Origin of the sequence: Stappia albiluteola (assembly GCF_014050225.1) — a bacterium.
In the GTDB taxonomy this organism is placed as follows: Bacteria; Pseudomonadota; Alphaproteobacteria; order Rhizobiales; family Stappiaceae; genus Hongsoonwoonella; species Hongsoonwoonella albiluteola.
This window is the reverse complement of sequence record NZ_JACFXV010000065.1, coordinates 54,160-80,237: the sequence shown is the minus strand read 5'-3', so window position 1 is coordinate 80,237 and position 26,078 is coordinate 54,160. Positions and strand designations below refer to the sequence as shown.

Sequence of the window (26,078 nt, the reverse complement as noted above, 5' to 3'; positions counted from 1 at the left end):
TGTCTCCGGGCTCCTCCAGCGAGAACAATGCAGCCTGGCGCCGGCGCTATTCTGTTGTGGCCAAATCACCGATTGCGACCTCTCAGTCACTACTTCGACAGCCAAACCCCCTTGCCCCTGCGCATTCGCACATATATGTCAGCGATGACTTAAGCGAGGCAACATAATAAGCAATTCGCGATCGGCTTTTGCTGATTCGTGCCGTACTCACTTGCGCAGGGGAGGCTCATGCCACTTTTCGGACCCGAGGCGACACTGTTTGCCGTCCTGGCGCCCTTCGTGGCCGCAATATTCGCCCCTGCCGTGACCCGCCATCTCAAGCACAATGCAGCCTGGGTACTGGCGATCGTGCCGGCGGTGGTCTTCCTGCATTTCGCGGGGCTCGCCGGCCTTGTCGCGCAAGGGGCGGTGTTCGCCCCGTCCACCGACTGGGCGCCGAGCTACGGGCTGACGCTGTCCTTCTATATCGACGGATTGTCCTCGCTGTTCGCGCTGCTGATATCCGGCATTGGCACTTTCATCGTCCTCTATTCGGGCGGCTACCTGAAGGGGCATCCGCATCAGGGGCGCTTCTTCTCCTTCATCTTCATGTTCATGGGATCGATGCTCGGCCTTGTGACGGCCGACAACCTGATCACGCTTTTCGTCTTCTGGGAGCTGACGTCGATCACCTCCTTCCTGCTGATCGGCTTCGACCATCTGCGTATGGCTTCGCGGCGGGCGGCGCTTCAGGCGCTGGTCGTCACCGGCGGCGGCGGACTGGCGCTGCTCGCCGGTTTCCTGCTGATCATGGGTCTCACGGGCGAGGCCAACATGTCGGCGGTGCTGGCCAGCGGCGACCTGCTGCGCGAAAGTGGCGCCTATCCCGTCGTCTTCCTGCTGGTACTGGGTGGAGCCTTCACCAAGTCGGCGCAGTTTCCCTTCCATTTCTGGCTGCCCAACGCCATGGAAGCGCCAACGCCCGTCTCCGCCTATCTCCATTCCGCGACCATGGTGAAGGCCGGTGTCTATCTTCTCATGCGGGTCCAGCCGGTGCTGGGCGATACGGAGCTGTGGACTTTCGTGCTGCCGCTGTTCGGCGGCACGACGCTGATCGTCGGCACCTTGCTTGCCGTGCGCCAGACCGACCTGAAGCTGATGCTCGCCTATACGACCGTCGCCTCGCTCGGCTTGCTGGTCATGCTGACCGGCACCAGCATCGACAAGGCGATCGAAGGCGCGGCGCTCTATCTCTTCGCCCATTCGCTCTTCAAGGGCGCGCTCTTCATGGTCGCCGGCACCATCGATCACGAAGCCGGCACGCGCGACATCACCCGTCTCGGCGGCTTGCGCAAGGCGATGCCGATCACCTTTGCCGCCGCCTGTCTTGCGGGCCTTTCCATGTCGGGCCTGCCGCCCTTCATCGGCTTCATCGCCAAGGAATATCTCTATGAAGGGATCTGGGGCGAAGGCGGCGCGTCCGCCTTGCTGACGGCTACTGCCGTCGTCGGTAACGCCCTGATGCTCGTCATTGCCGCCGCCGTTGCGCTTCGTCCCTTCACAGGCGTGAAGGTTGAGACGCCGAAGCATGCGCATGAGGGGCCGATACTGCTCATCGCCGGGCCGGTCGTGCTCTCCATCCTCGGGCTTCTGTTCGCCCTGACCGCTCACTGGACCGGCGAGACGCTGATCGGGCCCACGGTCGGCTCGATCCTCGGCGAGGCCCACGCCCTCAACCTGCATCTCATGCCCACACACATCGGTGCGCCGCTGTTCCTGTCGCTGATCACGATTGCGCTCGGCGTCGCTCTCTATCTCCGCCTCGATGCCCTGCGGCATGCCATGTTCAGGCTGCTTCAGGCCATAGGTTGGGGGCCGGACAAGGGGTTCGACCAGGCGATTGCCGGCATCGTCAGCCTCTCGACTGGCGTAACCCGCATCGTGCAGGGCGGCAGGCTGCAGGTCTATCTGGTGTTGACCTTCGCGGTCACAGCGCTAGCGCTTCTGGTTCCTCCAGCACTCACCGGTTCGTGGCCGCAGGTCCCGTCGGTGCCGGATTTCCGTTTCTATGAGTGGACGGTGCTTGCGATCGCCGCCGCTGGTCTGGTCGCCGTACTCACCGCGCGCACCCGGCTCACGGCAATCGTCTCGCTCGGCATCCAGGGCTTCGCGGTGGCGCTGATCTTCATGCTCTTCGGCGCGCCGGATCTTTCCTTCACCCAGTTCATGGTGGAGACGCTTTCGGTCGTCATCCTGGCGCTGGTGATGACGCGGCTCAATCTCGCCCCGCGCGACCACCGCCGGGTCGTCCATCGGGTTTTCGACGGCGCAATCGCGATTGCCATCGGCTTCGGCTTCGGGGCATTGCTGATGCAGATCACCGAGTTGCCCTTCGACAGCAAGCTCTCTGATTTCTTTGCCGAGTACAGCCGGGCAATCGCCCATGGCCGCAACATCGTCAACGTCATCATCGTCGACTTCCGCGGCTTCGATACGCTGGGCGAAATCTCGGTCGTCATGGTAACGGGCCTTGCCGTGCTGGCACTGATCCGCGTCCGCCCAAGGCGCCAGCGCGAGGATGTGGCGCCGGCAACGGAGCAACCGGTGAAGCCCGCGATCAAGCATAAGGAGGCAGCGTCATGAGGACGGTCATATTCCGCACGATCGCGCCTTATCTCGCCGCGCTGATGGTGCTGTTTTCCATCTTCGTGCTGCTGCGCGGTCATAACGAGCCCGGCGGCGGCTTCATTGGCGGACTGATCGCCGCTTCCGCCTTCGCCATCTACGGTATTGCCTGCGGTGTGGCTGCGGTTCGCCGGGCGATCAGTTTCCATCCGATGACCATTTCAGGCTTCGGGCTGTTCCTGGCCACGGTTTCCGGACTGCCGTCGCTGTTCGTCAGCCAGCCCTTCATGACCAGCCAGTGGCTCTATATCCACGCCTTCGGGGTGGAGGTGCCGCTGTCGACGCCGATGTTCTTCGATATTGGCGTGTATTTTGTCGTTGTCGGGGCGATCGGCTCGATCGCGCTGGGGCTGGAAGAAAGGGAGAGCGACTGATGGAAGCCACCTTCTCCATCCTGATCGGGCTCTTCTTTGCAGTCAGCGTCTACCTGGTCATGTCGCGGCAGATCGTGCGCATCCTGCTCGGCATCGGCATCCTCGGCAATGCGGTCAACCTGCTGATTTTCACGTCGGGCAGGCTGACGCGCGAAGTGCCGCCGGTCATTCCGCCGGAGGCCGTGACGCCGCTGGAGGCGACCGCCAATCCGCTGCCGCAGGCGCTTATCCTGACGGCAATCGTGATTTCCTTCTCCTTCTTCGCCTTCCTGCTGGTGCTGGCCTTCCGCGCCTATCAGGAACTCGGCACCGACGATGCCAACGAGATGCGCGTCGCCGAGCCGGTTGGCGATGCCGCTCCGCCGCAAGGATACTGATCATGGCTACTCCCGCGACCGGCGTGGACCTCGCCCGGGCGATCGTCATCGATCCCACCTTGCCCGCCGACTGGCTGGTGGTGGCGCCGTCGATCCTGACGATCCTGGGTGGCGCCATCTGCCTGATGGCGCGCAAGAACACCGAGGCGCAGCCCCGTGTTGCGATCCTCTTCCTGACGTTGCTTGTGTTGGCCTGCGGCGGCCTCTTTGTCCATGTGCTGGACAAGGGCGTTGTCAACATGGTGATGGGCCGCTGGCTGCCGCCCTTCGGCATCGCCTTCACCGCCGACATTACCGGTGCAGCCCTTGCGCTGACGGCATCCATCGTGGCGCTGGCGGCTGGCATCTACGGCGCAGTCGATATCGATACCAGCGGGCGGCGCTATGGGTTCTATCCCTTCCTGCTGCTGCTTATGACCGGGGTGTGCGGCGCCTTCCTGACCGGGGATATCTTCAATCTCTATGTCTGGTTCGAGGTGCTGCTGATTTCCTCCTTCGGCATGCTGGTGCTCGGCAATGAAAAGGAGCAACTCGACGGCGCGGTCAAATACGCGGTGCTCAACATCATCGCCACCACGTTGTTCCTGATCTCGACCGGCCTGCTCTATGGCCTTTTCGGCACGCTCAACATGGCCGATATTGCCATCAAGACGCGCGAAAGCGGGCTCACCGGCCCGCTTGCGTCCATCGCCGTGCTCTATTTGCTCGCCTTCGGCATGAAGGCCGCGGCCTTTCCGGTCAATTTCTGGCTGCCGGCGTCCTATCACACGCCGCGCATCGTCGTTTCCGCCGTCTTTGCGGGCCTGTTGACCAAGGTCGGTGTCTACGCCCTGCTGCGCATTTTCATCCTGCTTATGCCGCAAGCCCGGATTGCGCTGACCGACGTGATCGCGCTGGTCGCAATCGCCACCATGATCACCGGCATCTTCGGCGCGCTGGCGCAGACCGACATTCGGCGGCTTTTCGGCTATCTGGTCATTTCCGGCATCGGCTCGATGCTGGCCGGCCTCGCCATCGGCACCACCGCGGCGGTGGCGGGCACCATCTTCTACGCGATCCATTCGGTGATCGTGATGACGGCGCTCTACATGGCCGCCGGCATCATGCATTCGATGGGCGGCTCCTATTCGTTGCGCAAGCTCGGCGGCCTTTACGGTGCAAGCCCCGCCTTTGCGGCCGTCTTCCTGGTGCTTGCCTTCGGCGTCGCAGGCCTGCCGCCTTTCTCCGGCTTCTGGCCTAAGGTCATCCTGGTCGATGCTGCCCTTGCCACGGGTCACGGCTGGCTCGCCGGCACGATCCTGCTCACGGGCCTGCTGACCTCGATCGCCGTCGGGCGCGTCTGGGTCTTCGCCTTCTGGCGGGGTGGCGCCGAGGGGACGGTGGACGGCGGCGCGGTCGCCCTGCCTGCGGCTGACCCGGTGCTCACGCGCGCGGCCGTCTGGCTGCCGCTCGGCGTGCTGCTCACCCTCGTGGTGCTGCTTGGTGTTTTGCCTGAACCGTTCTTCCAGATCTCGGGACGTGGAGCGAGCGGTCTCGTCGATCCGCTTGGCTATGTGCGCGCCGTCTTCGGAGGCAGCCTATGACCGGCCTTTTTCTGATCAACATCCTGCTGGCGCTCGCCTGGGGCGCGGTGACAGGCACTTTCGACATCGTCAATCTGGGCTTCGGCTTCGTGCTCGGCTCGCTTGTGCTCTACCTGATCCGCGAGCAGGTCGGCACGGCGGGCTATTTCTCCCGCTCCTACAAGGTTGGCAGTCTCGCGCTGATCTTCCTTTATGAACTGGTGCTGTCGGCGTGGCGCGTGGCGCGCATCGTCCTGCGGCCGAAGATCGATTTGCAGCCCGGCATTATCGCCTATCCGCTGACGGTCGACCGGGATTTCGAGATCACGATGCTTGCCAATCTGATCACGCTGACGCCAGGTACCCTGTCTGTCGACGTCTCCAACGACCGCAGGACGATCTATGTCCATTGCATCGACGTTCCGGACCCGCAGGCGACGATCGACGACATCAAGAACGCCTTCGAACGGCGGATACTGGAGGCTTTCCGATGATCGACGGAGTGGACCTTTCAACCGCCTTTCTCGATGTCTGCGTGCGCGTATCGCTGGCGCTGCTCAGCATCTCGCTGCTGCTGATCGTCATCCGTATCGTGCGCGGCCCGACACTGCCGGACCGGGTGGTGGCGCTCGACATGCTGGTCGCCGTCGGTATCGGCTTCATTGCCGCGATCGGCGTGCACACGGACTACTACCTTTATATCGATATAGCCATCGCGCTCGGCCTGGTCGGGTTCCTTGCCACCGTTGCCTTCGCCCGCTTCGTGCTCAACCGCGGCATGGCGGGAGACGCCACGGTGATGGCGGAAATCAGGGAAAGCGAACTGCGCAGGGAGTCCGGCCAATGAACGATTTTTTCGAGGTTCTCGTCGGTATCGTACTGGTGATCGGCGCGCTCTTTTCTCTGGTGGCGTCGATTGGCATCATCCGGCTGAAGGACGTCTACATGCGCATGCATGCAGCCTCGAAGGCCGGCACACTGGGTTCCGGCCTTATGCTGATCGCACTAGCTATTCATGCGCATCAAATCGATGTGATTACTCGCGCTGCCGCCGGTGTCGTCTTCTTTCTTCTCACCGCTCCCGTAGCGGCACATTTGCTCGCCAAAGCCGCCTATGAGGTGGGCTACAAGCCTTGTGCGGACACGAGAATCGACGCTTTGGCCGAGCCTGAAGATGAGACGAAAGTCTGATTTTCCGGCTGTCAGGCTAGAAAAACTGCGCTTTTTCGCGAAAATTCACGATGGCGCGAATCGCTCGCGCACACTTGATGATAGTGTCGCTACTGGCTTTTAAAGTGGCAAACATAGTTTTAAAGCTTCAATTTGATTATTCGAATTCCTCAAAATGACGCGATAGTAGGGTCGAAAACTTGTTTTTTCGGCTTGTTAGTTAGCAGAGCCTCCCTTATATACGACGCATGAGTTTAGCTTGAAGGAATCGACGGAAAGTAACGGGACAGACATCGTCGAAATGTTGTCTTCTTATGTATTAATGTCGCTTTCTTCGGCTCTGGATGACCGCACACTAAATAGAAATCACGGGTGAGAAAATGACCGACGCTATTGCCGGGGACAATCTGATCGATCTTACGGCAGATATTGTGGCCGCTTACGTTAGCAACAACACAGTGGCATCTTCCGATCTTGCAAACCTCATCAACGAGGTGCACCAGGCCCTGCAGCGTACGAGCGGCTCGCCGGTCGAGCAGGAGCCGGAGCCGCTTAAGCCGGCCGTGTCGGTGAAGAAGTCGGTGACGCCGGACTACATCATCTGCCTGGAAGACGGCAAGAAGTTCAAGTCGCTGAAGCGCCATCTGCGTACGCATTACGATATGACGCCGGAAGAGTATCGCGAGAAGTGGGGCCTGCCGGCGGATTATCCGATGGTTGCGCCGAACTACGCTTCGGCCCGCTCCGAGCTGGCCAAGAAGATGGGCCTCGGCCAGCAGCGCAAGCGCGGCAAGTAATCGCGTCTTAGCGATACGGAACAAGCAAGAGACGCCGCGCCCCGAGCGCGGCGTTTTCGTTTTCAGTCCTGTCTCGTCCTGCCGCCCGGTGTCGGGCCGGTCTTCGCGCCCGCGGCTCGCTCCAGAGCCAGCATCAGGCCAATCAACCGGTTCGCGTCGAAACTCCAGTGCCCGTCCTTGCCCCTTTGCCGCTCGGCGGCAATGGCCCTTTCGAGTTTTGAAATCGCCTGAACCGGAGGGGCGTCCTGCTCGGCGGCAACCGGATCGCAGAGGGCTCGTGACGGGCATGCACCGGGGCGGCTTGCGTCGCCCATGACGCCGCTTCCCGCAGCCTCTGCAATTTCCATGCTGTGATTATTATCAATGCCTTGCATGTAACCAGAATGGCATGCCCGGAGCGCCCGGGGATGATTTTGAGGCAATGGGCGGGCGGCTTTCGGGATCGCGCTTAAGTTATCCCCGTGCGGCATTTGCTCCTTCTAATATGAGAAAAAATTCCTATTCAAGGAGCGTTGAAGATGAGGGTCGAGTTTGAGCCCGGGCAGGCGGTCACCCCCGCGATCCCCGGAGCGATCTGCGGGCTGCGCGCGGGGGATGCGGGGGCGTCAGCGATTGATCCGATCCCGGTGATCGAGGGCTGTGTCCGGGCGGTGTTCGCACTGCCGGGCGTTTCTCTTCATGCGCCTCAGCGAGGGCGTGCCGAAGTTGCGCAGGCCCGGCAGGTCGCGATGTATCTTGCGCACGTGGTGCTTGGCATGTCTCTGACCGATGTCGGCAGGCGTTTCGGGCGGGACCGGACGACTGCGGCGTATGCATGCCGGTTGGTGGAGGACAAGCGGGATGATCCGGCTTTCGATCTGCTAACGACAAGCCTGGAAGAGGCTGTCGGGGCCGGACTGAAGGTGCTTGCCACCGCGGTCGCCGGGCCGGAGGCCGGTCAATGACTGCGGCTGCGGGCGAGGGGGTGCGAATGCAGCATCAGGTGCGTGTGCTACGGGACTTTTCCGACGGTCGCGGCGGCCGGCATTCGGCGATGGTCAACCTGAAGGAAAGTCCGCTGGCCTGGCTGCATTTCCGAAAGGGCAAGGCCGGCAAGCCGCTCATCGACGCGGCTCAGTTCGAAGCCGGGGAGCGGCTTCGCGGCGACTACAGCTTCGCGGCAATCCGCCCCGGCCTTGCCTCGATGCGCTGGGGCGAGCCGAAGACGGATAGCGGGTCGAAGGGGCTGAGGGATCTGAGTGACGAGACGCTGGATGCAAGGGCGAGGGTGGAGAGGGCGCTTGCCACCGTCGGGCCGGAACTTTCCGGCGTCCTGGTCGACGTCTGTTGTTTCCTGAAAGGGCTGGAAACGGTGGAGAGCGAGCGCCGCTGGCCCGCGCGTTCGGCCAAGCTCGTACTTACCCTGGCGCTGGATCGGCTGGCCCGCCACTACGGATTGAAGAAGTAGTATGGAATGATGTCAGGCGGCCGTCAGCGCCATGCGGGCATCGCTGCGAATGCGTTCCACCATTGCCTTGAGCCCGTTGGAGCGCTGGGGCGTCAGGTGCTCGCGAAGGCCGATGCGGTCGAACAATGCGTCGATATCGGTCTCAATGATTTCCCTCGCGGTTCGTCCGGAGAAAACGGCCAGGACGATGGCGACCAGCCCGCGTACGATATGGGCGTCGCTGTCGCCCTTGTAGCTGATGACCGGCGCGCCGGACGCGTCGGGTTCGACCGTGCGCGTCAGCCAGACCTGCGATACGCAGCCGCGCACCTTGTTTTCCTCCGTGCGAGCTTCGTCGGGAAACTCCGGCAGCGTCTTGCCAAGCTCGATGACATAGCGGTAGCGGTCTTCCCAGTCGTCCAGGAAGTCGAAGTTCTCAAGGATTTCGTCCAGCTGCGCCGCCATGTGACCGTTGTGTCTCTTCATCTGGTGCGATGTTTTCTATCTGACCGGTCATATAGCTATTGTTCGGCCGGATGCAAATGACGGCCGCAATTGCAGGATCATGAAAAAAGAGAAACGCTGCGGGCCTTAAGGGCAGGAACGGCCCGCAGCGCGGCGGATAGACCGCCAGTTCGGCTGAATGAAATTCGCAGACGCCGGTGTCTCAGGCTTTGCGCTCGCGGTTGGCGGGCTTGGGCGTGGGCAGGGCCACCGCCTCGGATGACGGTGCCTTTTCCAGACCAGCTTGCGGAGCAGGCTCGACGGCGATCGAACCGGTGATCGTCGGCAGTTCGAGACTTTCGGGCGCGATCCATTCCGCCTCGAAGTCGCTTGCCGAAAGGGTACCCTGGCCGGATGAGGCCTGCTGTCCGGTCGGTTCGGTGGTGGCGCTGTCCAGGTATTCGTAGACGAGGCGGGCGCTTTCGCGCGCTTTCGCGCCGAAGGCCTGCAGCGCCTGGCCGCCGGTCTGGCAGGTGGCCGGATTGCGGCTGCAGAAGCCGGAAATGTCGCTTACGGTCGATTGCGCGGCGACGAAAGCTTCGACCGGCGAAATGCTCGCGGAACTGTCGCCGTTGTCACCGGTATCGATCGGCAGAAGAAGGATGACCAGTCCGATCCAGAATGCCGTTCTGAGAAGAAAGAACATTTTTTGCCGCCCTTGATCGAGTTGTCGTCTTTCAGCGTTCTTTTCGCGTCCCGCCGGTTTCCCGGCTGTCTCGCTCGCTGTTGGGAGGCACTGTAGCGAAGAGGAAGAAAGATGCCGTTTCGCCGGGCGTGAGGATTTTCCTCAAATGCGCGACGTATTTTCGGAAAAAAAGATTCAAATTTTAATCGTTTCCATTCGAGCGCCCCTTCCGGAAGGTTTCACGGCGGTAAATGGCCTCGCGTACGCCGGTTGTTGCGGTTTCATCGTTCCTTAAACCGTTGGTGCAAGCATGGAAGGTGACATTGCCTGTCTTGCGGGTGTTGTTCCGCCGTACGCAACTTTGCGTATGGGGGCAGCAGTCTGGAGGCGGCAAGCCGAACGGCCTTTCGACGTCAGGCGCAATCTGACGCGTAGGCTATCGGATCCGGCGTTCCGAACCTGGTGATGAGTTTGCGTAGTTCTGTCCCTCTTGGTCCGGTGGTCCGGGTACTTGACGGCCTCGTTCATCCGAACGTTGCCAACGATCGACGGGAGTTCGCCCGCCACCGGGCTTTCATCCTCACCGGGCTGACGAGCGGCGTTCTGGCACTGTCGGTGTTGCCGTTGGCGCTCGCGCTGGTCGGGCCGATCACGCTGCCGCTCATTCTTGTCGCGGCCTGGCTAGCCGCGCAGATCCCCGTCGCCATGCTGTTGTCGAGGTCGGGGTCGCTGGCCGGGGCTCATCTGGCCTCCGCGTTGCTCTTCGCCGCATTCATCGGCGGCGTTGCGGCGCTGACCGGCGGCACGCATTCCTTCGCCATCGTCTGGCTGGCGATCGCGCCGCTGGAAGCGGCGCTCTCCGGTTCGCGCAAGGTGATTGCGGTGGTGGCGCTGGCGGCGGCTACCATCATAGTCCTTCTTGGCCTTGCCCCCTTCGCGGCGGTTCCGCAGTTTTCCTTTGCGCAGGGCGGGGCTCCGGGTTTCGGCCTCGAGGGCATTTCCTCGGTGGCCGCGCTTGCCTATGCCGGCCTGCTGGCGCTCAGGGTCGATTGGGATCAGCGTCAGGGCAGGGCGCTTCTCGACGAAGGCGAGGCGAAATACCGCCTGCTTGCCGAAAACGTTCACGATGTCATCACGCTGCACGAGCCGGATGGGAGCGTGTTGTTCGTTTCGCCGTCCGTGGAGGCGGCGCTTGGTCTGTCGCGCGTAAAAATGCTTGGTCGCGGGTTGTTCCAGCGCGTGCACGTGGCCGACAGGCCTGCGTTCCTGAAGGCGATCTCCGACGCCTGCGGTTTTGCCGCTCCCTCGACGATCGAATTCCGCGTGCAGCGCGGCGGCGGTAACAGCGAGCGGCCGGAATATTCCTGGCTGGAAATGAATGCGCGCTGCGTGGAAGAAAAGGTTCCGGGCATCGGCGGTGCGGTCGTTGCCGTCCTGCGCGACATTTCCGAGCGCAAGATACAGGACGCGGCGCTGGCCGAAGCGCGCGAGCTGGCGGAAGCCGCAAGCGCGGCCAAGACGCGGTTCCTCGCCAATGTCAGCCACGAGCTGCGCACGCCGCTCAATGCCATCATCGGCTTTTCCGACCTGCTGCGCCATTCGCCGCATCTGATGCAGGATCAGGCGAAGTCGCTGGAATATATCGACCTCATCCATGATTCCGGCCGCCATCTGCTGCAGGTGGTCAACGATATCCTCGACATGTCGAAGATCGAAACCGGGAATTTCGAGCTGTCTGTCGAGCCCTTCGATGTCGGGCATTGCGTGGAAAGCTGCCGGAAGATGATGGCGGGTGCGGCCGACAAGGCCGGAATCGCCCTCCTGTCGGATATATCGCCCTCTCTCGGCGAGTTCCCGGCCGACCGGCGGGCCTGCAAGCAGATCATCCTGAACCTGCTGTCCAATGCGGTGAAATTCACCCACAAGGACGGGCGAGTGCTGGTTTCGGCACGGCTGGAGCGGGAGGATCTCGTCATCCGCGTCGAGGATAGCGGGATCGGTATCGCCGAAAGCGATCTCAAGCGGCTCGGCATGCCCTTCTTCCAGGTCAATGGCGGCTACAACCGCAGCCACGAGGGGACGGGCCTGGGCCTGTCCGTGGTGAAGGGACTGGCCGAACTGCATGGTGGCAAGGTTACTTTCGACAGCAGGCTCGGCAAGGGCACCGCTGTCACCATCCGGCTGCCGCGTCCGGCTGGCCACACGCCGGCCGCCGCACACGCTGCCACATCGGCAATGGGGGCTATTCCGGCGCGCCGGATCGCCTGAGCAAGTTCACATCGAGGTGCAGGTCGTTCGGGTAGGTTGTGAGGATTTTGCGATTCGGCGCTGAAATGACTCAACGTTAGGTAATCCGGATCGACGGGAAGAGGACTGAATGGCGAGACGGGTATCCAAAGTTAAGGATGATCCCCGCGCTCTGGGCTCCTACGAGCGCGGCCGTGGGAGCGCGCGCCGTCTGGGCAGCTTCGCAGCGGACAATCCGGTCGCTGCCGGCGGCTGGTTGGTCATGGCGCTGACGGCGGGCCTCATCATCGCCAATGCAACGAGCTTTCAGGCCGGACCGCACCCGTCGCCACTCTTTGCCACACGCCCGGTGGAGAAGGCCGCGCAGGAGCGGCTCATTTCCGTCAGGACCAGTTCCATTTCTGCAGCCCCGCTGGTGCGGGACGTGCAGATAGAGTTACGCCGCCTCGGGTTCTACGAAGGCCTGCTCGACGGGCTGAATGGCCCGGCGACAGAGCGCGCGGTGCGTGCCTATCAGCGCTCGCGCGGATTGCCCGATACCGGGCGGATCGACGAGGCGCTTCTGGCCCGCCTGGCGCTCGATTTCGACGGCCGCACGGCGGAGCCTGTCGTACCCGTGCCCCAGGCCTCTCCGCGGTCCGTGGCAGGTGCGCCGAGCGAGCCGGTGCCGGCTCCAAGGGGCGACACCCAGGTCCTCCAGCTACAGAAGCTCCTGGCGGATCTCGGCTACGGCCCATTGGAGATCGACGGCATTTTCGGCGACCAGACGGCGGATGCGATCCGGCGTTTCGAGATCGACCGCAGCCTTCCAGTCACGGGCGAGATGACAGAGCGGGTTTTCGCCGAACTTGAGAACCTGAGCGGCCGCAAGCTCGGGGAGTGATGCCACCGGAGGGCGAGTAACGGGGTGACCGTCTTGCCGCGCTTTCATACCGGTGGCCGCGGTCCGGCGATGATCAGGGCCGCGCCGGCCAGGCATATTGCCGCTCCGATCACGTCCCAGCGGTCAGGACGCATTCCCTCAACGATGCGAAGCCAGGCGAGCGACGCGAAGATATAGACGCCGCCGTAGGCCGCATAGGTCCGACCCGCTGCGATACTGTCCACGAACGTGAGCAAATAGGCGAAAACCGCCAGCGACAGGCCGCCCGGCACCAGCCACCAGACCGACTTGCCAAGGCGGAGCCATGCCCAGAAGGCGTAGCATCCGGCGATTTCCGCCAGGGCGGCTCCCGCATAGGCGGCGATCGTCTTCATCATGGGCTTCCTCGCATGGCGTATGTTTCTGGCGCTCAGTCGATCTCCATCGATCGGAAATCGCTCTCGGCGTTGCGACGATGGATGCAGAAGGCCGCCTGCAAATCAAGGATGGCGGCCGCCGCCGGCCTTGCCTATCTTCGCGTTGCCTGCGCGACGCGCTTCAACGGGACTTACGGATGCGGCTTACTTCGGATTTCTGGGTTGGCGCCCATGTGCGGCGCTGCTTCGCGGAAGGCGCCTATGCCGTCGTGCGGCGGCGCGGCGCAAGGGAAGCCGGCGCGATCTTCCTCGTGGTCGACAGGCTCGACGGTACCTATGATCTTTACGGTCCGGCGCCGCAAACCATGCTGATCGATGCCGATACCGGCGGGCGTCTCTTCGAACGGCTGCAGGAAAAATGCGACCGGGAAACAGTCGAAGCCCGCTTCGTCCGCGAGGCGCGGATCGATCCGGATTTCTGGGTGGTCGAGATCGAGGATCGTAACGGCCGCGCCTACCTCGATATGGATTAAGGCTTCTGAATCAACCCGCGCCGCGGCGCAGGGGAGACAGGCTTTCCTCCCGCTGGGATCGCGGTGCCGTCCGGAGTTCCGTCCCGATGCGTGCCGCGCCCGAATAGACGGTGTCGTGCATGGCAGCCTCTTCGCGCTTGCCAACCTCGGGCAGAGCGCCGCCGTTCCAGCTTGTGACGAGAAGGATTGCGGCGCGGGCCGATATCTGCTCGTGCAGGGCGAGCAGCCCACGCAATTCGTCGAGGGTAAGGCGGACGCCGAGCAGACGGACGAGAATGCGCGCCACGTCACCGTCATTGACGCCAAGCGCCCGCAGGCAGATCACTAGCGCCTCGCCGGTATTGTCGTCTGCAATCCGCGCCGCCGTTTCCGCCGGAAGCGCCAGCACGTAGGCCAGATGCGATGCGAAGGCGGCCGAGCCGCCCGAAAGTGCCGCCGAAACCAGCGCGTCCAACACCGCAGGCTTGAAGAAGGCATGCAGCGGCTGAGCGTTCGCGGACCGCGCAAGTTCTGCCAGCGCGCGCGCCTGTGCGGCCGCGATCGCCTCCATCCTGCCTTGATGGTCGAGTTCGAGAAACAGGTTGAAGAGCAGCGAAGCTGGAAGCGCGCGGATCGCCGACAGTTCGGCTGCAAGGGCAGACAGCAGTTCCGGCCGTGTTTCAAGCGCTGCCAGCGCTTCAGCCGGGATGACTTCGGCGTTCCCGGCCAGGCAGGGGATCGCTCCGTCCTCAAGCCGTTCTACCAGGTGGCGCAACGTTTCGGCATCAGCCTGAGCAAATAGCGCTGTCACCACCGCGTCCGTGAGGTCGTCTCGGTCGGCAACTGCCATGCGCAGCGGTTCGGGCCCGCGCCCGACCGCCTGGATCAGGTCGCATTCGCTGAGCGCGGCCGCCTCGGCCAGGATCGGGCCGGCGACCAGTGGATCCGGGTCGCGGCAAAGCTGCGACAGCGTTTCGGCGGGCGCGTCGGTGGCGCCTGCCAGCAACTCGGCAATGCGGCGGCGGCTCTCGACGCCGGTTTCCGGCAGCATCTGGCGGGCCAACTCGGCAAAGATGCCGCGCTCGGCCCGGTCATGCGCGGGACGGGAGGCATAGAGCTCGGCGGCGGCAAGCAGCACCTTGGCGCGCGCCGCGCCTTCCGCTTCCCTCACGCGGTCTTCCGCAGCGGGTCGGCGAGGGGGTTCGTCGGGCGATGGGTTCGGGTAGGACGACAAGGATCTGACCGGCTCGATACGCAAACGACAGGTGGCCGCGGCAGGCTTCCTTCCGCAAGACGCCTCTTCCCGAGGAGCCAACGGTCAGGCACGCCCGATGCCCCGTCCTTAGAATTGAGCGGGAATTTCTTACAATTCGTTAAAGATAACGCATCGTAAACGGCAAATTTTTCCGAGCGGTGGCAGCGGTAAGTATAAACGCGTGGTTAAAATTCCCGGGAAATTGCAATTTGCGACAGTTGGTAGTCGACCGGATACAAGGGATGCGCGAAACATGTAGTATTTCATTATCAAAGACGTGCAGATATTAAGTTCTTGTTAACTATAACTGCCGTCTCATTCCCTTATGTCAGTCTCGTACGGCGTCACCTGACGGGGTCCCTGGCGCAAAGCCGCCGGGGAAGATCGAATAGGAGGATGCGATGGGAACTGTATTGGAATTCACCTCGGCCCACCGGGTAAGGCGCTGGTCGCGGCCACGCCGCAATTGCGAAAACGCTCCGCGCGGCGAAGTCGTCGTCTTCCCGGGTGTGCGCATCGAACGGCATACGCTTGATCTCAGTGTCCGAATCGGGCGCAACACTGATAAGACAGTGCTGGCGGGGCAGGAGCGCGATCCGGGCTTTTCCTTTTAGGCCGGATCGGAACATGCCACCGCTTCTTTCGGAAGAAGGGCGGATGGCTGAAGCGCGCAATACCGGTCGAGGCAGGAAGGGGGCACTCCGGCTCGCTTTCGTGTCGCTTGCGGTCCTTGCCGCCGCCTGCAGCCGCCCCACAGGCGACTTCGACCGGGCGGCTCCCTCCGTCATTCACGACAAGGTTCTGCCCTTCATCGGCGACGAGGCGGCGCGCGGCCGCGGCGAACCGGTTTCCAAGTTCAACCTGACCAATGACGAGGAGCTGCTGCGAGATCGCGGCTGGACGCTGATCCGTCCGCCCTCGTCGGAGGACTGGATAGAGGGATCGCGTGTCGAGCTCATCCGCACTCGGGTCCTGCCGGAGAGCGACCAGAACCTGGATCCCAGTCGCTATTACAAATACCTGCGCTCCGACAAGTATCGGTCGAGCGACGCACGCTATGACCGCGTGGCCGTCGACGCGGAGGGCGACGCCGATCTGGTGCTGCCCTTCTGCGAGGTGGCCGAGCGCGTCACGGCGGCCGACGAGGAACGGCTGCGGGCGTTGGGGCGGCGCAGCGTCACCACGCAGGAAGAGCTTGCCGGTGCGCAGGCCCGCGTCTGGGAAAACAGTCAGTATATCGCCTGGGCGAAGCTTTCCCTCCGTTACCGGCTGAAGTCCTATCGCTACGCCATCGATGCGCTGGAGATCGAAACCCCGTCCGAGGAGCGTGTCTGGGATGCCAATTCGGCATGGAAGCGGCTGGCGGGCGAGATCCTGTTCCTGGAAAAGGGCTGTAAGGGTATAAACCGCTACGGTCAGGAAGCGCAGGCCCGACGGTCGCGCATCTATAACGGCTGGGGCACGGAAGGGCCCGTCTACAAGAAGTAGGCGCCCCTACAATGGGGCGCAGCGTGCGGCGTCGAGCGAGGCTTCGATCGTCTGCCGGCGCAAGTCGTTCGGAACGAAGGCGCGCAACAGCGCGAACCCATCCTCCTCATCGGTTTCAATGACGATCAGGTCTTCCAGATCGGCCGGCGGCTGCTCGCGCAAGACGCTGAGCTGTTCGGGGGTGAGCACCAGCATGCCCAGCTTGCCCGTGCCGGAGGTGCGGTCGTTGAAGCTGTAGATCGTTTCACCCCGCCGGTTGAACAGTGCGAAGGACCAGAAGGGCGCGTCGATTTCCGCGTCGAGCCGCACCGGCCCGTCGGCGAGCTCATAGCGGCAGGCGGCATGGGCCATGGCCGGATCCAGCATGGGCAGCGGTTCCGCGCCTGCGGTGACGGATGCGAGGCGCACGAAGCCTTCCGTCGCACCGAGCCTGCCGATGCGCTCATAGGCAACGTCCGGCACGAAGGAGGGAATGCTGAAGATGACGAAGATATGGATGATGCCGCCGGCAAAGAAGCCGGCAAGGCCAATCAGGGTCAGGCGGGCAAGGAGGGGCGATTTCATCTGCAGCGTCCGCGGATGATCGCCGGCATGTCGACTTCCGCCACGCCCGTACCGGTGGAAAGAGGCGTGTCGTAGAGGCGCAGCACGAAGACGAGGCCGCTGGCCAGCGGCGCGGTCGGCAGCCAGTTGCCGGAGCGCGCGAAAGGGGAAGAGGTGATGGCGAAGCTGCCATCGGGCCGGCGCAGCAGATGCTGGCTGGTCAGCACTGTGCGGCCCGCAGTCGTCGGCACGAGATGGTGGGCGCGGTCAAGCGCCACCAGGCTCCATAGCCTTGCAGGCGCCGTATTGCCCTCGATCGTGTAGTCGCAGGCCGGATTCAGCAATTCGTCCGAACTGTCGCGCTCGGCGGTAAAGGCAAGACCTTCGCCGCCGGCCAGAGGAATGCGGCCGGTGCGTGCGTAGACGGCCGCCGAATAGGGATCGGCCTCGGGCGTGCCGCTTGCCGGATAGGCGCGCCAGACACCCAGTTGCATGGCACCGAACTGCGCGTCGGTCTCCACCGCCAGATAGCTTGCGCCGAAGCCGAATATGAGTGCGGCCACGACGAGCAAGAACAGGTTCGCGGTCAGCGATGGCTTTCGCGTCCGCAGGATCGCCGGCTTGCGGTCGGGACGCGCCCAACTCGCTTCGGGATCGAACCTGCGGGCCCGGAGGATTGCCCCGCGCCTTCCACGCTCGGCACCGCCCAGTCTTGAAGCAAGTGCTGCGATCACCGGGTCACCGTCGTTGTTGCTGGAACCTCGGCGCGCCTGTCTGCCTGCTCGGCCTGTTCGATCCGGCTCAGCCTGTCACCCATCTCCTTCAGCACGGCCATGGATTGCTCGCGCAGCAGGCGCGGCCGGCTGCCCGCGGCAACGCCATCCGCGCTGGCCACTTCGGCAGTCGCGAACGCCGGTCCTTCGTCGACGCCCGGCAGCGGTTTCAACTCGATGCCCTGATGGGCATATTCCATGATCGATTGCCATGTCATCGCCGGCAGGGAGCCGCCGGTCATGCGGTTGGTGGCCGAAAAGTCGTCATTGCCGAACCAGACGGCTGCGGCGAAATTGCCTGTGTAGCCGACGAACCAGGCATCGCGATAGGCCTGCGTGGTACCGGTCTTGCCGGCGGCGATGACGCCCTTCACCTGGGCACGCCGGCCGGTGCCGTTCTCCACCACGTTGTGGAGCACGTCGTTCATTTCCCTTGCCGCCATTTCATCCAGAACCCTGCGGGGCGGCGTTGCGTCGCGCTCGGCATCGTAGATGACGGTTCCGGCAGAGTTCTTCACCTCAAGTATCGGATTGGGTGTGGTCTTGAAGCCGCCGGTGGCGAAGCTCGCGTAGGACGCCGCCATGTCGATCACGCGGACTTCCGAAACGCCGAGCGGCAAGGCCTTGCCGATCTTCAGCTCATGGGTGAGGCCCATATTGTAGGCGTTCTCGACGATTTTTTCCCGGCCGATCGCCTGGGCAAGGCGCACCGGCACCGTGTTGAACGACTTGGTGAGCGCCGTCTTCAGCGTTACCGGGCCGGCATAGCGGCGGGTATAGTTGCGCGGGCTCCAGCCGGCGATGGTGATCGGTGCGTCGGGCACCACGGACGCGGCGGTGTAGCCGTTCATGAAGGCGGTGATGTAGACGAAGGGCTTGAAGGACGAGCCGGGCTGGCGCAACGCGTCGACGGCGCGGTTGAACTGGCTGGCGCCGTAGTTCTTGCCGCCAACCATGGCGCGCACGGCACCCGACCCCGGGACAATCACCGCAACGGCGGCCTCTTCGACGTCATATTGGTCCGAATATTGGCGCAGCGTCGAAAGGATCGCCCGCTCAGCCTGCCGCTGCAGGCCGGGATCGAGGGTGGTGCGTACCGTCACGATCCGGTCGCTGGCAAGCTCGGGCCGCGTGCGCGACAGTTCCTTGAGCTTTTCGAAGGCGTAGTCCAGGAAGTGGTCCGGAGCCGTCTCCTGGCTGCGGTCGACGGCAAGCGCCGGATTGCGCCTTGCGCCAATCACCTGGCCCTCGGTCATGAAGCCGGCCTGCACCATGTTGGTCAGCACTTCGTTGGCGCGGGCGCGCGCCGCCGGAAGGTCGACATGCGGGGCGTATTTCGTCGGGGCCTTGTAGAGGCCCGCCAGCATCGCGGATTCGGCCAGCGACAGGTCGCGGACGTTCTTGTTGAAATAGAATTTTGCCGCAGCCGCAACGCCGAAGGTGCCGCCGCCCATATAGGCGCGGTCGAGGTACAGCTTCAGGATCTCGCGCTTGGTGAGGTTCGCTTCCAGCCACAGCGCCAGGAAGGCTTCCTTGATCTTGCGCTCGAGCGTTCGCTCGTTGGACAGGAACAGGTTCTTGGCAAGCTGCTGGGTCAGCGACGAGCCGCCCTGCACCACCGTCCGGGCACGCAGGTTCTCCGCCATGGCGCGGAACGTGCCGATCACGTCGATGCCGAAATGATAGAAGAATCGGCGATCCTCGGTCGCCAGCGTCGCCTTGATCAGATGGTCCGGCAGATCCTCCAGCGGTACCGTGTCGTTCAGCAAGATGCCGCGATGGCCCACCTCGTTGCCGAAACGGTCGAGAAAGGTGACGGAAAAGTCCTCGGTGGTGCGCCAGTCGGCCCGCGCGGTCTCCTCGAACGCGGGCAAGGCGAAAGTCAGCAGCACGACCAGGCCGCCGAGGCCAAAGGTGAACGCGTCGGAACCAAGTTCCGCAGCCACCCGTCCGAAGCCGCGCGCGCGGAACTTTTTCAGGAAGGTGGAATAGCCCTCGACGCCTCGCCTGAGCGCCGTCAGTACCCGCCAGAGCGTGGTGTCGAGCCATGCGTCGAAGCCCAGCATGGTGCGGCGTATGGCGCGCAGCACCCGAACGGGAAACGACGGGCGTTCGCCTCGCGGCCAATCCGGGCCCGCATTCTGCTTCGGGGGTACTCCGTCTACACTCACCTTACGCCCGCCTGCCTGCCACTGACTGCCATGGGCCGCCGCCTTTCAAGGGCCGCCATTTTCTCGAATTCACAATGAAGATAAAATGATAGTCGAAATGTGTGTCGTACGCATCATCACAAGTTCGCCTTATTCGCATCCATGAGACACTGCAAAAGTTTAACATTGCGCTTGCAATGCGGAATTGATGCAGGCAGGTGCGGCACGGCGGGGCCGCGCAAGGACAGGCAAGCCGCAAGCGGGCAGCAGGCTTCGATCGGGAAACGGGAATGGACAGCAACGAAACAGCGTCACGGGTCGAGCCCTTCTGGAAGACGAAGACGCTTGAGCAAATGAATACGGAGGAGTGGGAATCGCTATGCGACGGCTGCGGCCGCTGCTGCCTCAACAAGCTGGAAGACTGGGACACCGGCGAGATCGTATGGACGAACATCGCCTGTACCCTGTTCGACCCGCATACCTGCCGCTGTCGCGACTATTCGAACCGCATCGCCAAGGTGCCGGATTGCCTGCCGCTGACGCCCGAAAGCGTGCGCAGCCTGACATGGCTGCCGCCCACCTGCGCCTATCGCCTGGTGGCGGAAGGCGAGGATCTTTACTGGTGGCATCCGCTTGTTTCGAAGGACCCCGGTACGGTGCATGAGGCCGGAGTCTCGGTACGGGGAAGAACCGTGCCGGAAGATGACATTCCGGTCGAGGAATATGAAGAATTCGTGATCACATGGGTGAACGAAGACTCTTTTAAGTAAATCCCATTATCGGTTTCGCATGTCCTGCCTGGGGCATTTCCCGATCGGGACGCGCCGAACCGGAAAGCAGATAAGCGCTTAATACGTTGACATTGAAGCGCTTTTCCAATCCTGCGGCGATATCGTTCGTGGGGAGTGTGTTCCGGGCTTTTTTCGCGAACAGGCTGTGAATGGACCGTGACCTAACCTGCGGTCTATTGTCGATTCGAACAATATTCGAAGGTGTTGGGTTTTCATGCAGGACCTCGAGGTTTCGACGGCCACGCTCGTTGCGCTTTTTGCGGAGTTCGACGATGCGGTCTTCGTGACCGGTGCGGATCGCCGCATCATCTATGTCAACCATGCGGCCGAGAAGATGTTCGGCTATGGCGCCGACGAGATGGTGGGCCGCGATCCCGCGTTTCTCTATGCTTCGCAGGACGAGTACCAACGCTTTGCGGCGTGGCGCGATGCCGCAGAGGGGGCGGTCGGCGGCGATCGCCTGAGACTCGCCGCGCGCCGCCGCAAGTCCGGCGATGTCTTTAGGGTCGACGTGACCAGCGGGGCCCTGCGCGACGACAAGGGCGAGGTTCGGGCCTATGTGGTCATCGCGCGCGACATGACCTGGCAACTGAAACTCGAGGCCGAGAAGTCCTCCGCGCTCAATCGCCTGGAGGAGGCCCTTGAATCCCTGAATGAAGGCTTCGCCTATTTCGACGCAGATGACAGGCTGGTGCTGTGCAACGAACGCTACCGGCAGTTCTATCCAAGGTCGTCGGGCTTGTGTGTGCCCGGCACGCCTTTCCGCGACATCCTGATGCAAGGTCTGGAAGCCGGGGAGGTGTCGACTGGCGGCCGCTCACGCAAGGCCTGGCTGGAGGATAGGCTGGCTGCCCACAGAAGCCCCAGCCCCGCGCCCGTCGAGCAGCAGCTTGCCGACGGTCGCTGGCTTCTGGTCAACGAGAGACGGACCCGCGACGGCGGCGTTGCCGGCGTGCGCACAGACATCACGGCGCTCAAGCAGGCCGAGGCGAGGGCGCGGCAGGCGGAGCTGCGGCTTCGCGTACTCAATGATAGCCTGCCCTGCTTCATCGGCGAACTTGCCAAGGACCAGACGATCCGTTCGGTCAATGAATTCGGCGCCTTGTGGTATGGCCGCACCAGCCACGATCTCATCGGCCGCAAGATGGGCGATTTCGTCGCCGCCGATTTCATGCGCACGGTCCGGCCCTATTTCGATGCCGCCTGCGCGGGAGAGGTACAGCGCTTTATCGCCACACTCGACTATCCCGACGGCATCACCCGCGACGTCGACGTCTGTTACACTCCTGATTTCAACGACAAGGGTCAGGTGGAAGCGGTCTTCGTCTACGCAACCGACATCTCGCACCTGAAGACCATCGAGCGGGTATTGCAGGGGCTCTATACCATCACCTCCAGCCGCCAACTCGACGCGCAACAGAAGATCGAGGCGGTGCTGAGGCTGGGTTCGGAGGCTTTCGGACTTGCCAACGGTCTCGTCGCGAGGGTCGAAGGCGACGAGCACGAGGTGGAGTTCGCAGTAAGTCAGGACGGGGCCTTCAAGGCGGGCCAGAAGCGGCCTGCCGACAGGACGTATTGCGGAAAGGTGCTTGCCGCCGACGCGCCGCTGGCGGTGGAATTCGCCGGCCTGTCCGACTTTTCGATGCTCCCGAGCTACGAGGAAATGGCTCTGGAGGCCTATATCGGCGCGCCGCTTGTCGTCGACGGCGAGACCTACGGCACGGTTTGCTTCTGCAGCTCCCTGCCGCGCAGCAAGCCCTTCGGTGACACGGACAAGGAGATCCTCCGGCTTTTCTCCGACTGGATCGCTCATGAAATCGGCCGCGAGCGAGACATCCGCCAGCTGCAGGAAGCTCAGGCGGAGTTGCGCCGGCTCGCCACGACCGACGATCTGACCGGCGTCCTCAACCGGCGCGAATTCATCCGTCGCACCGAGCAGGAAATGGCGCGGGCCAAGCGGACGGGTATGCCTTTCGCCCTCGCCATCATGGATATCGACCACTTCAAGGAAATCAACGATACGCTGGGTCATCTCGCCGGCGACCGGGTTCTGCAGGAAGTCGCGAACCAGATCCGGCAGGTCTTGCGTCCCTACGACATTTTCGGACGGATCGGCGGCGAGGAGTTCTGCGTCGCGCTGCCTTCCACCTCCATTGAAGAGGCGACAGCCGCCGCCGAACGGCTTCGCGAAGCCGTCACGGCCTGCCATCAGCTCGATGGCGACATGTGCACCAGCGTGACGATCAGCGTCGGCGTTGCCGTGGTCCTTGAGTCCGATGCAGGCGTGACCGCTGTGCTCAGCCGTGCCGACACAGCGCTCTACAAGGCCAAGGACCGGGGCCGCAATCAGGTCGTGGTCGCCGATGCCGCGAAAGTCGATACGCTGCTCAAGCCGATCGGCAACAAGCACAGGCTCTGGGGCGACTGATCCGTCGGAGCCGAGCCTGCCGCCCGCCGCCGACGACGAACACCCGGCATTTGATCCCCGCGTCATGACAGTGGTTGCGGCAAGGGGCATTCGTCGTATTTAATCTCCGCTGACCTAAATGGAGCTTTGCGATTCCCCATCGCGAATCCTGATCGGTCGGGCCTTGTCGTCCGGCTTCCGCCGGCAAGGCCGGCAACGAGAATCCCGCAAATAATAAAGGGACGAAACGCGACAAAAAAGACAGGATAAGTCACGAAAAACACTGCCAGCGGCGAGTAACGCGCGGCGTGAAAGGGAGGGAATACATGAGGATCGCACGTCTTCTGGTCGGCGCCGCCGCCGGCCTAGCCCTGTCGATGACTGCAGCCTTGGCTGAGAAGTCGACCCTTCGTATAACCCTGCAATTACCGCTCAAGAGCCATCTCGGCCAAAATCTCGTCCTGTTCAAGGATCTGGTCGAGAAGAATTCCAATGGCGATATTACCGTCGAGATCTACGATTCAGCCCAGCTATACAAGGATAACGAAGTACCTCAGGCTGTCGGATCGGGATCGATCGAGATGGGCGTCGCCTCCTTGACGCGCTACGTTGGTGATATACCTGCCGTCGACGTTTTCTATCTTCCGTTCCTCTTCAATACGGAAGAACTGGTGCGCAAGGCGACGGCTCCCGGCAGCCCCGTTCGCACGCCGCTGGACGAGGCTATCGCCGGAACCGGCGCCAAGGTTCTTTGGTGGCAGGCCTATGGCGGCTCGATCCTCCTTTCCAAGGGCGGCCCGATCAAGACGCCCGACGACATCAAGGGCAAGAAGGTCCGGGTCTTCGGCAAGACCCTGGGCACATGGATCGAGGCGGCAGGCGGCGCTCCGACGCTGATTTCCGGCTCCGAGCAGTATATCGCCTATCAGCGGGGCACCGTCGACATCGGCATGACCGGTGTTTCCGGCGTCGACAGCCGCAAACTGTGGGAAGTGATGGACACGATTACCGTTACCAACAACGCGGATATCGAGTTCATCGTGGTGGTAAACCAGAAATTCTGGGACGGCCTTCCGGAAGACCATCGCAAGATCATCGAGGAAGCCGCGTTGACGGCAGAAGCCGACGTTCGCAATGCGATGGCGGCGATCGAGGCGGAATCCTACCGTGCTGCCAAGGAAAACGGCATGACTGTCTACGAACCGACCGAGCAGGAGATCGCCGCCTGGCAGGCCGCCGCCCAGCCGGTTTACGATCAGTTCCTGGCAGCGTCCGGGGAACTCGGCGCCAAGGTTCTCGACGCCGCAAAGGCCCTGCAGAACTGACGAGACGCGCGGGCCGCGGTCAGATGCGGCCCGCCGCTTCCCGGAGCCTCCATGTTTCGATTGATCGACCGGCTTTCCTCGCTGCTGGGGCAATTCGCTGCCTGGGCTTATTTCGCCACGGCCCTGATGCTCGGCTACGAGGTCTTCATGCGCTACGTCTTCATTGCACCGACCATCTGGGCCGAAGAGCTTTCAAGGCTTTTTCTGGTCTGGGGGACCTTTGCCGGGGCTGCTATCCTTGTGCATCGCCGCCAGCATATCGCGATCACCGTGCTGACAGACATGCTGCCGGCCTCGGTGCGCCATCTTCAGCAGACGGTCGTGCTGCTCTTCATCGCCGCTCTTGCAGCGGTGGTCGTCTGGTACGCGGGCGAGATTGCCCTCGACTCCTTCGAGCGGGGCCGCACCACCGGGTCAATGCTCGATGTGCCGGCCTGGTGGAACGAGGCGGCGCTGCCGATCTGTTTCAGCCTTTTGTGCGTGCAGTCGCTTGTCGAAGCGATCCGCACGGCAATGCAAGGCCCGCGCGATACCCTGCCCGAAAACAACGTCCACTAAGACCGCGAGCGTCCCTTGACGACAATCCTCATCCTGACTGCGCTTTTTGGTCTGCTCCTCGTCGGGGTTCCGGTGGCATTCGCGCTCGCGGGCCTCGGCTTTGGCATGCTGGCGCTGGGAGGCTTCTCGCCGCTGATGCTGCCGCAAGGGCTGCTTTCGTCGACGGACAGCTTCGTGCTCATCGCAGTGCCGCTGTTCCTGCTGATGTCCAACGTGCTGCTGAAGGGGGGCGTCGGACGCGACCTCTTTGCCGCCGTGCAGTCGTGGGTCGGTCATTGGCCGGGCGGGCTGGCTGTCGCCACGATCCTGTCCTGCGGTATCTTTGCCGCCATTTCCGGCTCGTCCGTCGCTACTGCCGCCACGATCGGTACGGTGGCGATCCCGGAAATGACCGAGCGCGGCTATCCCCGCCGTTTTGTGCTGGGTCTGCTAGCGGCGGGAGGCACGCTCGGCATTCTGATTCCCCCGTCGATCCCGATGATCGTCTACGGCGTCATCACCGAGGAATCGATCATCTCGCTGTTTCTCGCCGGGATCGGACCTGGACTGCTGCTGATCGCCTTCTTCATCGTCTACTCGATGCTTTTCGCGCGGTTCGCGGTGGACTATCGGCCGAGCCCGAAAGCTTCCTGGGGCGAGCGGTGGTCGACGCTCGGGCGCGCCTCACCGACCATCCTGCTGGCCGCGCTTGTCATTGCCGGCATCTATGGCGGCGTCTTCACGCCGACGGAGGCCGCTGCAATCGGATTTCTCGGCGCTCTCGTCGTGGTCGGCGTCATCCTGCGGACGCTGGACTGGGCGAAGCTGCGCGATGCGGTGCTGGAGGCGATGACGACGACGGTGGCGATCCTGCTGATCATCGCCGGGGCAAAGGTCTTCGGCAAGGCGATCACGCTCTACCGCATCCCGCAGGACATCTCCGTATTCCTGACCGAGCACGTCTCGACGGCCGGTATGTTCGTGCTCGTCGTCGGCGTGGTCTTGCTGGTGATGGGGCTGGTGCTGGAAGCGCTGTCGATGATGCTGATCATGGTGCCGGTGCTGTCGGGCGCGCTCTTCGCGCTAGGGCTCGACCCGATCTGGTTCGGCGTCTTCTTCGTCATCATGGTGGAATGCGCACTGATCACGCCGCCGGTGGGGCTGAACCTCTATGTAATTCAGGCAGTCGGGCGGGCATCCATGACGGAAGTGGCGAGTGGCGTCTGGCCCTTCCTCGCCATGATGCTGGTCAGTGTTGCCGTCATTTTCGCCTGGCCGGACGTGGCGCTCTACATCCCCTTCAAGCTCTGAA

28 protein-coding genes are annotated in these 26,078 nt (G+C 63.0%); 20 read left to right on the top strand and 8 right to left on the bottom strand.

Annotated elements, in window-relative coordinates:
- The first annotated feature begins 228 nt into the window (after nucleotides 1-228).
- From H2509_RS18210 to H2509_RS18175, 8 genes are all read left to right on the top strand, one after another.
- Entirely contained in the window at nucleotides 229-2,622 is a 2,394-nt protein-coding gene (locus tag H2509_RS18210) for a putative monovalent cation/H+ antiporter subunit A (RefSeq protein ID WP_182167890.1), read from the top strand.
- Nucleotides 2,619-3,038: a Na+/H+ antiporter subunit B gene (locus H2509_RS18205; RefSeq protein WP_182167889.1), complete on the top strand. Its 420-nt coding sequence runs from the start codon at nucleotides 2,619-2,621 to the stop codon at nucleotides 3,036-3,038. Before H2509_RS18210 ends, H2509_RS18205 begins: the two co-directional genes overlap by 4 nt.
- A complete protein-coding gene (locus H2509_RS18200) occupies nucleotides 3,038-3,415 on the top strand; it encodes a Na+/H+ antiporter subunit C (RefSeq protein ID WP_182167888.1) in 378 nt (125 codons plus the stop codon). The genes H2509_RS18205 and H2509_RS18200 overlap by 1 nt, the downstream gene beginning before the upstream one ends.
- 2 nt (nucleotides 3,416-3,417) lie before the next feature.
- Nucleotides 3,418-4,998 carry a Na+/H+ antiporter subunit D gene (locus tag H2509_RS18195; protein ID WP_182167887.1) on the top strand — a complete coding sequence of 527 codons (1,581 nt, stop codon included), beginning with the start codon at nucleotides 3,418-3,420 and terminating at the stop codon, nucleotides 4,996-4,998.
- A complete protein-coding gene (locus H2509_RS18190; protein ID WP_182167886.1) occupies nucleotides 4,995-5,471 on the top strand; it encodes a Na+/H+ antiporter subunit E in 477 nt (158 codons plus the stop codon). Before H2509_RS18195 ends, H2509_RS18190 begins: the two co-directional genes overlap by 4 nt.
- Nucleotides 5,468-5,824 carry a cation:proton antiporter gene (locus tag H2509_RS18185; RefSeq protein WP_182167885.1) on the top strand — a complete coding sequence of 119 codons (357 nt, stop codon included), beginning with the start codon at nucleotides 5,468-5,470 and terminating at the stop codon, nucleotides 5,822-5,824. Before H2509_RS18190 ends, H2509_RS18185 begins: the two co-directional genes overlap by 4 nt.
- Nucleotides 5,821-6,168 carry a monovalent cation/H(+) antiporter subunit G gene (mnhG, locus tag H2509_RS18180; RefSeq protein WP_182167884.1) on the top strand — a complete coding sequence of 116 codons (348 nt, stop codon included), beginning with the start codon at nucleotides 5,821-5,823 and terminating at the stop codon, nucleotides 6,166-6,168. Before H2509_RS18185 ends, mnhG begins: the two co-directional genes overlap by 4 nt.
- Nucleotides 6,169-6,527: 359 nt before the next feature.
- On the top strand, nucleotides 6,528-6,944 hold the full coding sequence (locus H2509_RS18175; protein ID WP_182167883.1) for a MucR family transcriptional regulator: 417 nt from the start codon (nucleotides 6,528-6,530) through the stop codon (nucleotides 6,942-6,944).
- A 62-nt stretch (nucleotides 6,945-7,006) separates the two neighbouring features.
- Here the strand turns inward: H2509_RS18175 and H2509_RS18170 are convergent, their stop codons facing one another.
- Entirely contained in the window at nucleotides 7,007-7,258 is a 252-nt protein-coding gene (locus H2509_RS18170) for a hypothetical protein (RefSeq protein WP_182167882.1), read from the bottom strand.
- Between the two features lie 204 nt (nucleotides 7,259-7,462).
- Between H2509_RS18170 and H2509_RS18165 the strand changes: the two genes are divergently transcribed.
- Both H2509_RS18165 and H2509_RS18160 read left to right on the top strand, forming a co-directional pair.
- Nucleotides 7,463-7,888 (top strand): helix-turn-helix domain-containing protein, encoded by a 426-nt coding sequence (locus H2509_RS18165; RefSeq protein WP_182167881.1) that lies wholly within the window; start codon nucleotides 7,463-7,465, stop codon nucleotides 7,886-7,888.
- Entirely contained in the window at nucleotides 7,885-8,391 is a 507-nt protein-coding gene (locus tag H2509_RS18160) for a DUF6456 domain-containing protein (protein WP_182167880.1), read from the top strand. Before H2509_RS18165 ends, H2509_RS18160 begins: the two co-directional genes overlap by 4 nt.
- 12 nt (nucleotides 8,392-8,403) lie before the next feature.
- On the opposite strand, the gene H2509_RS18155 is transcribed toward H2509_RS18160, so the two are convergent.
- Together H2509_RS18155 and H2509_RS18150 are read right to left on the bottom strand one after the other, a co-directional pair.
- The gene (locus tag H2509_RS18155; protein ID WP_235975093.1) at nucleotides 8,404-8,856 is read right to left on the bottom strand and encodes a SufE family protein; all 453 of its coding nucleotides are present in this window, start codon (nucleotides 8,854-8,856) and stop codon (nucleotides 8,404-8,406) included.
- A 181-nt stretch (nucleotides 8,857-9,037) separates the two neighbouring features.
- Complete coding sequence (locus H2509_RS18150; protein WP_182167879.1) at nucleotides 9,038-9,520, bottom strand: DUF5330 domain-containing protein; 483 nt, start codon at nucleotides 9,518-9,520, stop codon at nucleotides 9,038-9,040.
- A 450-nt stretch (nucleotides 9,521-9,970) separates the two neighbouring features.
- On the opposite strand from H2509_RS18150, the gene H2509_RS18145 reads away from it, so the two are divergent.
- Nucleotides 9,971-11,767 carry a sensor histidine kinase gene (locus tag H2509_RS18145; protein ID WP_182167878.1) on the top strand — a complete coding sequence of 599 codons (1,797 nt, stop codon included), beginning with the start codon at nucleotides 9,971-9,973 and terminating at the stop codon, nucleotides 11,765-11,767.
- Nucleotides 11,768-11,876: 109 nt separating this feature from the next.
- Entirely contained in the window at nucleotides 11,877-12,629 is a 753-nt protein-coding gene (locus tag H2509_RS18140) for a peptidoglycan-binding domain-containing protein (RefSeq protein WP_182167877.1), read from the top strand.
- 44 nt (nucleotides 12,630-12,673) lie between these two features.
- On the opposite strand, the gene H2509_RS18135 is transcribed toward H2509_RS18140, so the two are convergent.
- Nucleotides 12,674-13,006, bottom strand: coding sequence for a YnfA family protein (locus tag H2509_RS18135; protein WP_182167876.1), 333 nt, complete (start codon nucleotides 13,004-13,006; stop codon nucleotides 12,674-12,676).
- A 176-nt stretch (nucleotides 13,007-13,182) separates the two neighbouring features.
- Between H2509_RS18135 and H2509_RS18130 the strand changes: the two genes are divergently transcribed.
- On the top strand, nucleotides 13,183-13,518 hold the full coding sequence (locus tag H2509_RS18130) for a DUF1491 family protein (protein WP_182167875.1): 336 nt from the start codon (nucleotides 13,183-13,185) through the stop codon (nucleotides 13,516-13,518).
- Nucleotides 13,519-13,528: 10 nt separating this feature from the next.
- Here the strand turns inward: H2509_RS18130 and H2509_RS18125 are convergent, their stop codons facing one another.
- A complete protein-coding gene (locus tag H2509_RS18125) occupies nucleotides 13,529-14,668 on the bottom strand; it encodes a DUF2336 domain-containing protein (protein WP_182167874.1) in 1,140 nt (379 codons plus the stop codon).
- Nucleotides 14,669-15,153: 485 nt separating this feature from the next.
- Here H2509_RS18125 and H2509_RS18120 point away from each other — a divergent pair, with 485 nt between their 5' ends.
- Nucleotides 15,154-15,366 (top strand): hypothetical protein, encoded by a 213-nt coding sequence (locus H2509_RS18120; protein WP_182167873.1) that lies wholly within the window; start codon nucleotides 15,154-15,156, stop codon nucleotides 15,364-15,366.
- 13 nt (nucleotides 15,367-15,379) lie between these two features.
- Nucleotides 15,380-16,240, top strand: coding sequence for a hypothetical protein (locus tag H2509_RS18115; protein WP_209002049.1), 861 nt, complete (start codon nucleotides 15,380-15,382; stop codon nucleotides 16,238-16,240).
- Nucleotides 16,241-16,246: 6 nt separating this feature from the next.
- Here the strand turns inward: H2509_RS18115 and H2509_RS18110 are convergent, their stop codons facing one another.
- Genes H2509_RS18110 through H2509_RS18100 form a run of 3 tightly spaced genes read right to left on the bottom strand, consistent with a single transcriptional unit; the run spans nucleotide 16,247 to nucleotide 19,622 of the window.
- Complete coding sequence (locus H2509_RS18110; protein WP_182167872.1) at nucleotides 16,247-16,804, bottom strand: DUF1254 domain-containing protein; 558 nt, start codon at nucleotides 16,802-16,804, stop codon at nucleotides 16,247-16,249.
- Nucleotides 16,801-17,517 carry a DUF1214 domain-containing protein gene (locus tag H2509_RS18105; RefSeq protein WP_182167871.1) on the bottom strand — a complete coding sequence of 239 codons (717 nt, stop codon included), beginning with the start codon at nucleotides 17,515-17,517 and terminating at the stop codon, nucleotides 16,801-16,803. The genes H2509_RS18110 and H2509_RS18105 overlap by 4 nt, the downstream gene beginning before the upstream one ends.
- Entirely contained in the window at nucleotides 17,514-19,622 is a 2,109-nt protein-coding gene (locus H2509_RS18100; RefSeq protein WP_182167957.1) for a transglycosylase domain-containing protein, read from the bottom strand. The genes H2509_RS18105 and H2509_RS18100 overlap by 4 nt, the downstream gene beginning before the upstream one ends.
- Before the next feature lie 374 nt (nucleotides 19,623-19,996).
- Here H2509_RS18100 and H2509_RS18095 point away from each other — a divergent pair, with 374 nt between their 5' ends.
- The 5 genes from H2509_RS18095 (at nucleotide 19,997) to H2509_RS18075 (ending at nucleotide 26,077) form a co-directional block, all read left to right on the top strand.
- Nucleotides 19,997-20,476, top strand: coding sequence for a YcgN family cysteine cluster protein (locus H2509_RS18095; RefSeq protein ID WP_182167870.1), 480 nt, complete (start codon nucleotides 19,997-19,999; stop codon nucleotides 20,474-20,476).
- A gap of 235 nt (nucleotides 20,477-20,711) precedes the next feature.
- Nucleotides 20,712-22,925: a diguanylate cyclase gene (locus tag H2509_RS18090; RefSeq protein ID WP_182167869.1), complete on the top strand. Its 2,214-nt coding sequence runs from the start codon at nucleotides 20,712-20,714 to the stop codon at nucleotides 22,923-22,925.
- A gap of 305 nt (nucleotides 22,926-23,230) precedes the next feature.
- The gene (locus H2509_RS18085) at nucleotides 23,231-24,229 is read left to right on the top strand and encodes a TRAP transporter substrate-binding protein (RefSeq protein WP_182167868.1); all 999 of its coding nucleotides are present in this window, start codon (nucleotides 23,231-23,233) and stop codon (nucleotides 24,227-24,229) included.
- Between the two features lie 51 nt (nucleotides 24,230-24,280).
- Nucleotides 24,281-24,787, top strand: coding sequence for a TRAP transporter small permease (locus H2509_RS18080; RefSeq protein WP_182167867.1), 507 nt, complete (start codon nucleotides 24,281-24,283; stop codon nucleotides 24,785-24,787).
- 15 nt (nucleotides 24,788-24,802) lie between these two features.
- A complete protein-coding gene (locus H2509_RS18075) occupies nucleotides 24,803-26,077 on the top strand; it encodes a TRAP transporter large permease (protein ID WP_182167866.1) in 1,275 nt (424 codons plus the stop codon).
- Nucleotide 26,078: the final 1 nt, after the last annotated feature.

What these genes read in the sequence shown, in the direction of transcription:
- H2509_RS18140 (WP_182167877.1), top strand. Translation starts at nt 11,877, where the DNA reads ATGGCGAGACGGGTATCCAAAGTTAAGGATGATCCCCGCGCTCTGGGC.
- H2509_RS18165 (WP_182167881.1), top strand. Translation starts at nt 7,463, where the DNA reads ATGAGGGTCGAGTTTGAGCCCGGGCAGGCGGTCACCCCCGCGATCCCC.
- H2509_RS18080 (WP_182167867.1), top strand. Translation starts at nt 24,281, where the DNA reads ATGTTTCGATTGATCGACCGGCTTTCCTCGCTGCTGGGGCAATTCGCT.
- H2509_RS18190 (WP_182167886.1), top strand. Translation starts at nt 4,995, where the DNA reads ATGACCGGCCTTTTTCTGATCAACATCCTGCTGGCGCTCGCCTGGGGC.
- H2509_RS18110 (WP_182167872.1), bottom strand. Translation starts at nt 16,804, where the DNA reads ATGAAATCGCCCCTCCTTGCCCGCCTGACCCTGATTGGCCTTGCCGGC.
- H2509_RS18095 (WP_182167870.1), top strand. Translation starts at nt 19,997, where the DNA reads ATGGACAGCAACGAAACAGCGTCACGGGTCGAGCCCTTCTGGAAGACG.
- H2509_RS18130 (WP_182167875.1), top strand. Translation starts at nt 13,183, where the DNA reads ATGCGGCTTACTTCGGATTTCTGGGTTGGCGCCCATGTGCGGCGCTGC.
- H2509_RS18155 (WP_235975093.1), bottom strand. Translation starts at nt 8,856, where the DNA reads ATGAAGAGACACAACGGTCACATGGCGGCGCAGCTGGACGAAATCCTT.
- H2509_RS18195 (WP_182167887.1), top strand. Translation starts at nt 3,418, where the DNA reads ATGGCTACTCCCGCGACCGGCGTGGACCTCGCCCGGGCGATCGTCATC.
- H2509_RS18135 (WP_182167876.1), bottom strand. Translation starts at nt 13,006, where the DNA reads ATGATGAAGACGATCGCCGCCTATGCGGGAGCCGCCCTGGCGGAAATC.
- H2509_RS18150 (WP_182167879.1), bottom strand. Translation starts at nt 9,520, where the DNA reads ATGTTCTTTCTTCTCAGAACGGCATTCTGGATCGGACTGGTCATCCTT.
- H2509_RS18175 (WP_182167883.1), top strand. Translation starts at nt 6,528, where the DNA reads ATGACCGACGCTATTGCCGGGGACAATCTGATCGATCTTACGGCAGAT.
- H2509_RS18160 (WP_182167880.1), top strand. Translation starts at nt 7,885, where the DNA reads ATGACTGCGGCTGCGGGCGAGGGGGTGCGAATGCAGCATCAGGTGCGT.
- H2509_RS18205 (WP_182167889.1), top strand. Translation starts at nt 2,619, where the DNA reads ATGAGGACGGTCATATTCCGCACGATCGCGCCTTATCTCGCCGCGCTG.
- H2509_RS18100 (WP_182167957.1), bottom strand. Translation starts at nt 19,622, where the DNA reads ATGCTGGGCTTCGACGCATGGCTCGACACCACGCTCTGGCGGGTACTG.
- H2509_RS18120 (WP_182167873.1), top strand. Translation starts at nt 15,154, where the DNA reads ATGGGAACTGTATTGGAATTCACCTCGGCCCACCGGGTAAGGCGCTGG.
- H2509_RS18210 (WP_182167890.1), top strand. Translation starts at nt 229, where the DNA reads ATGCCACTTTTCGGACCCGAGGCGACACTGTTTGCCGTCCTGGCGCCC.
- H2509_RS18090 (WP_182167869.1), top strand. Translation starts at nt 20,712, where the DNA reads ATGCAGGACCTCGAGGTTTCGACGGCCACGCTCGTTGCGCTTTTTGCG.
- H2509_RS18200 (WP_182167888.1), top strand. Translation starts at nt 3,038, where the DNA reads ATGGAAGCCACCTTCTCCATCCTGATCGGGCTCTTCTTTGCAGTCAGC.
- H2509_RS18115 (WP_209002049.1), top strand. Translation starts at nt 15,380, where the DNA reads ATGCCACCGCTTCTTTCGGAAGAAGGGCGGATGGCTGAAGCGCGCAAT.
- mnhG (WP_182167884.1), top strand. Translation starts at nt 5,821, where the DNA reads ATGAACGATTTTTTCGAGGTTCTCGTCGGTATCGTACTGGTGATCGGC.
- H2509_RS18085 (WP_182167868.1), top strand. Translation starts at nt 23,231, where the DNA reads ATGAGGATCGCACGTCTTCTGGTCGGCGCCGCCGCCGGCCTAGCCCTG.
- H2509_RS18185 (WP_182167885.1), top strand. Translation starts at nt 5,468, where the DNA reads ATGATCGACGGAGTGGACCTTTCAACCGCCTTTCTCGATGTCTGCGTG.
- H2509_RS18170 (WP_182167882.1), bottom strand. Translation starts at nt 7,258, where the DNA reads ATGGGCGACGCAAGCCGCCCCGGTGCATGCCCGTCACGAGCCCTCTGC.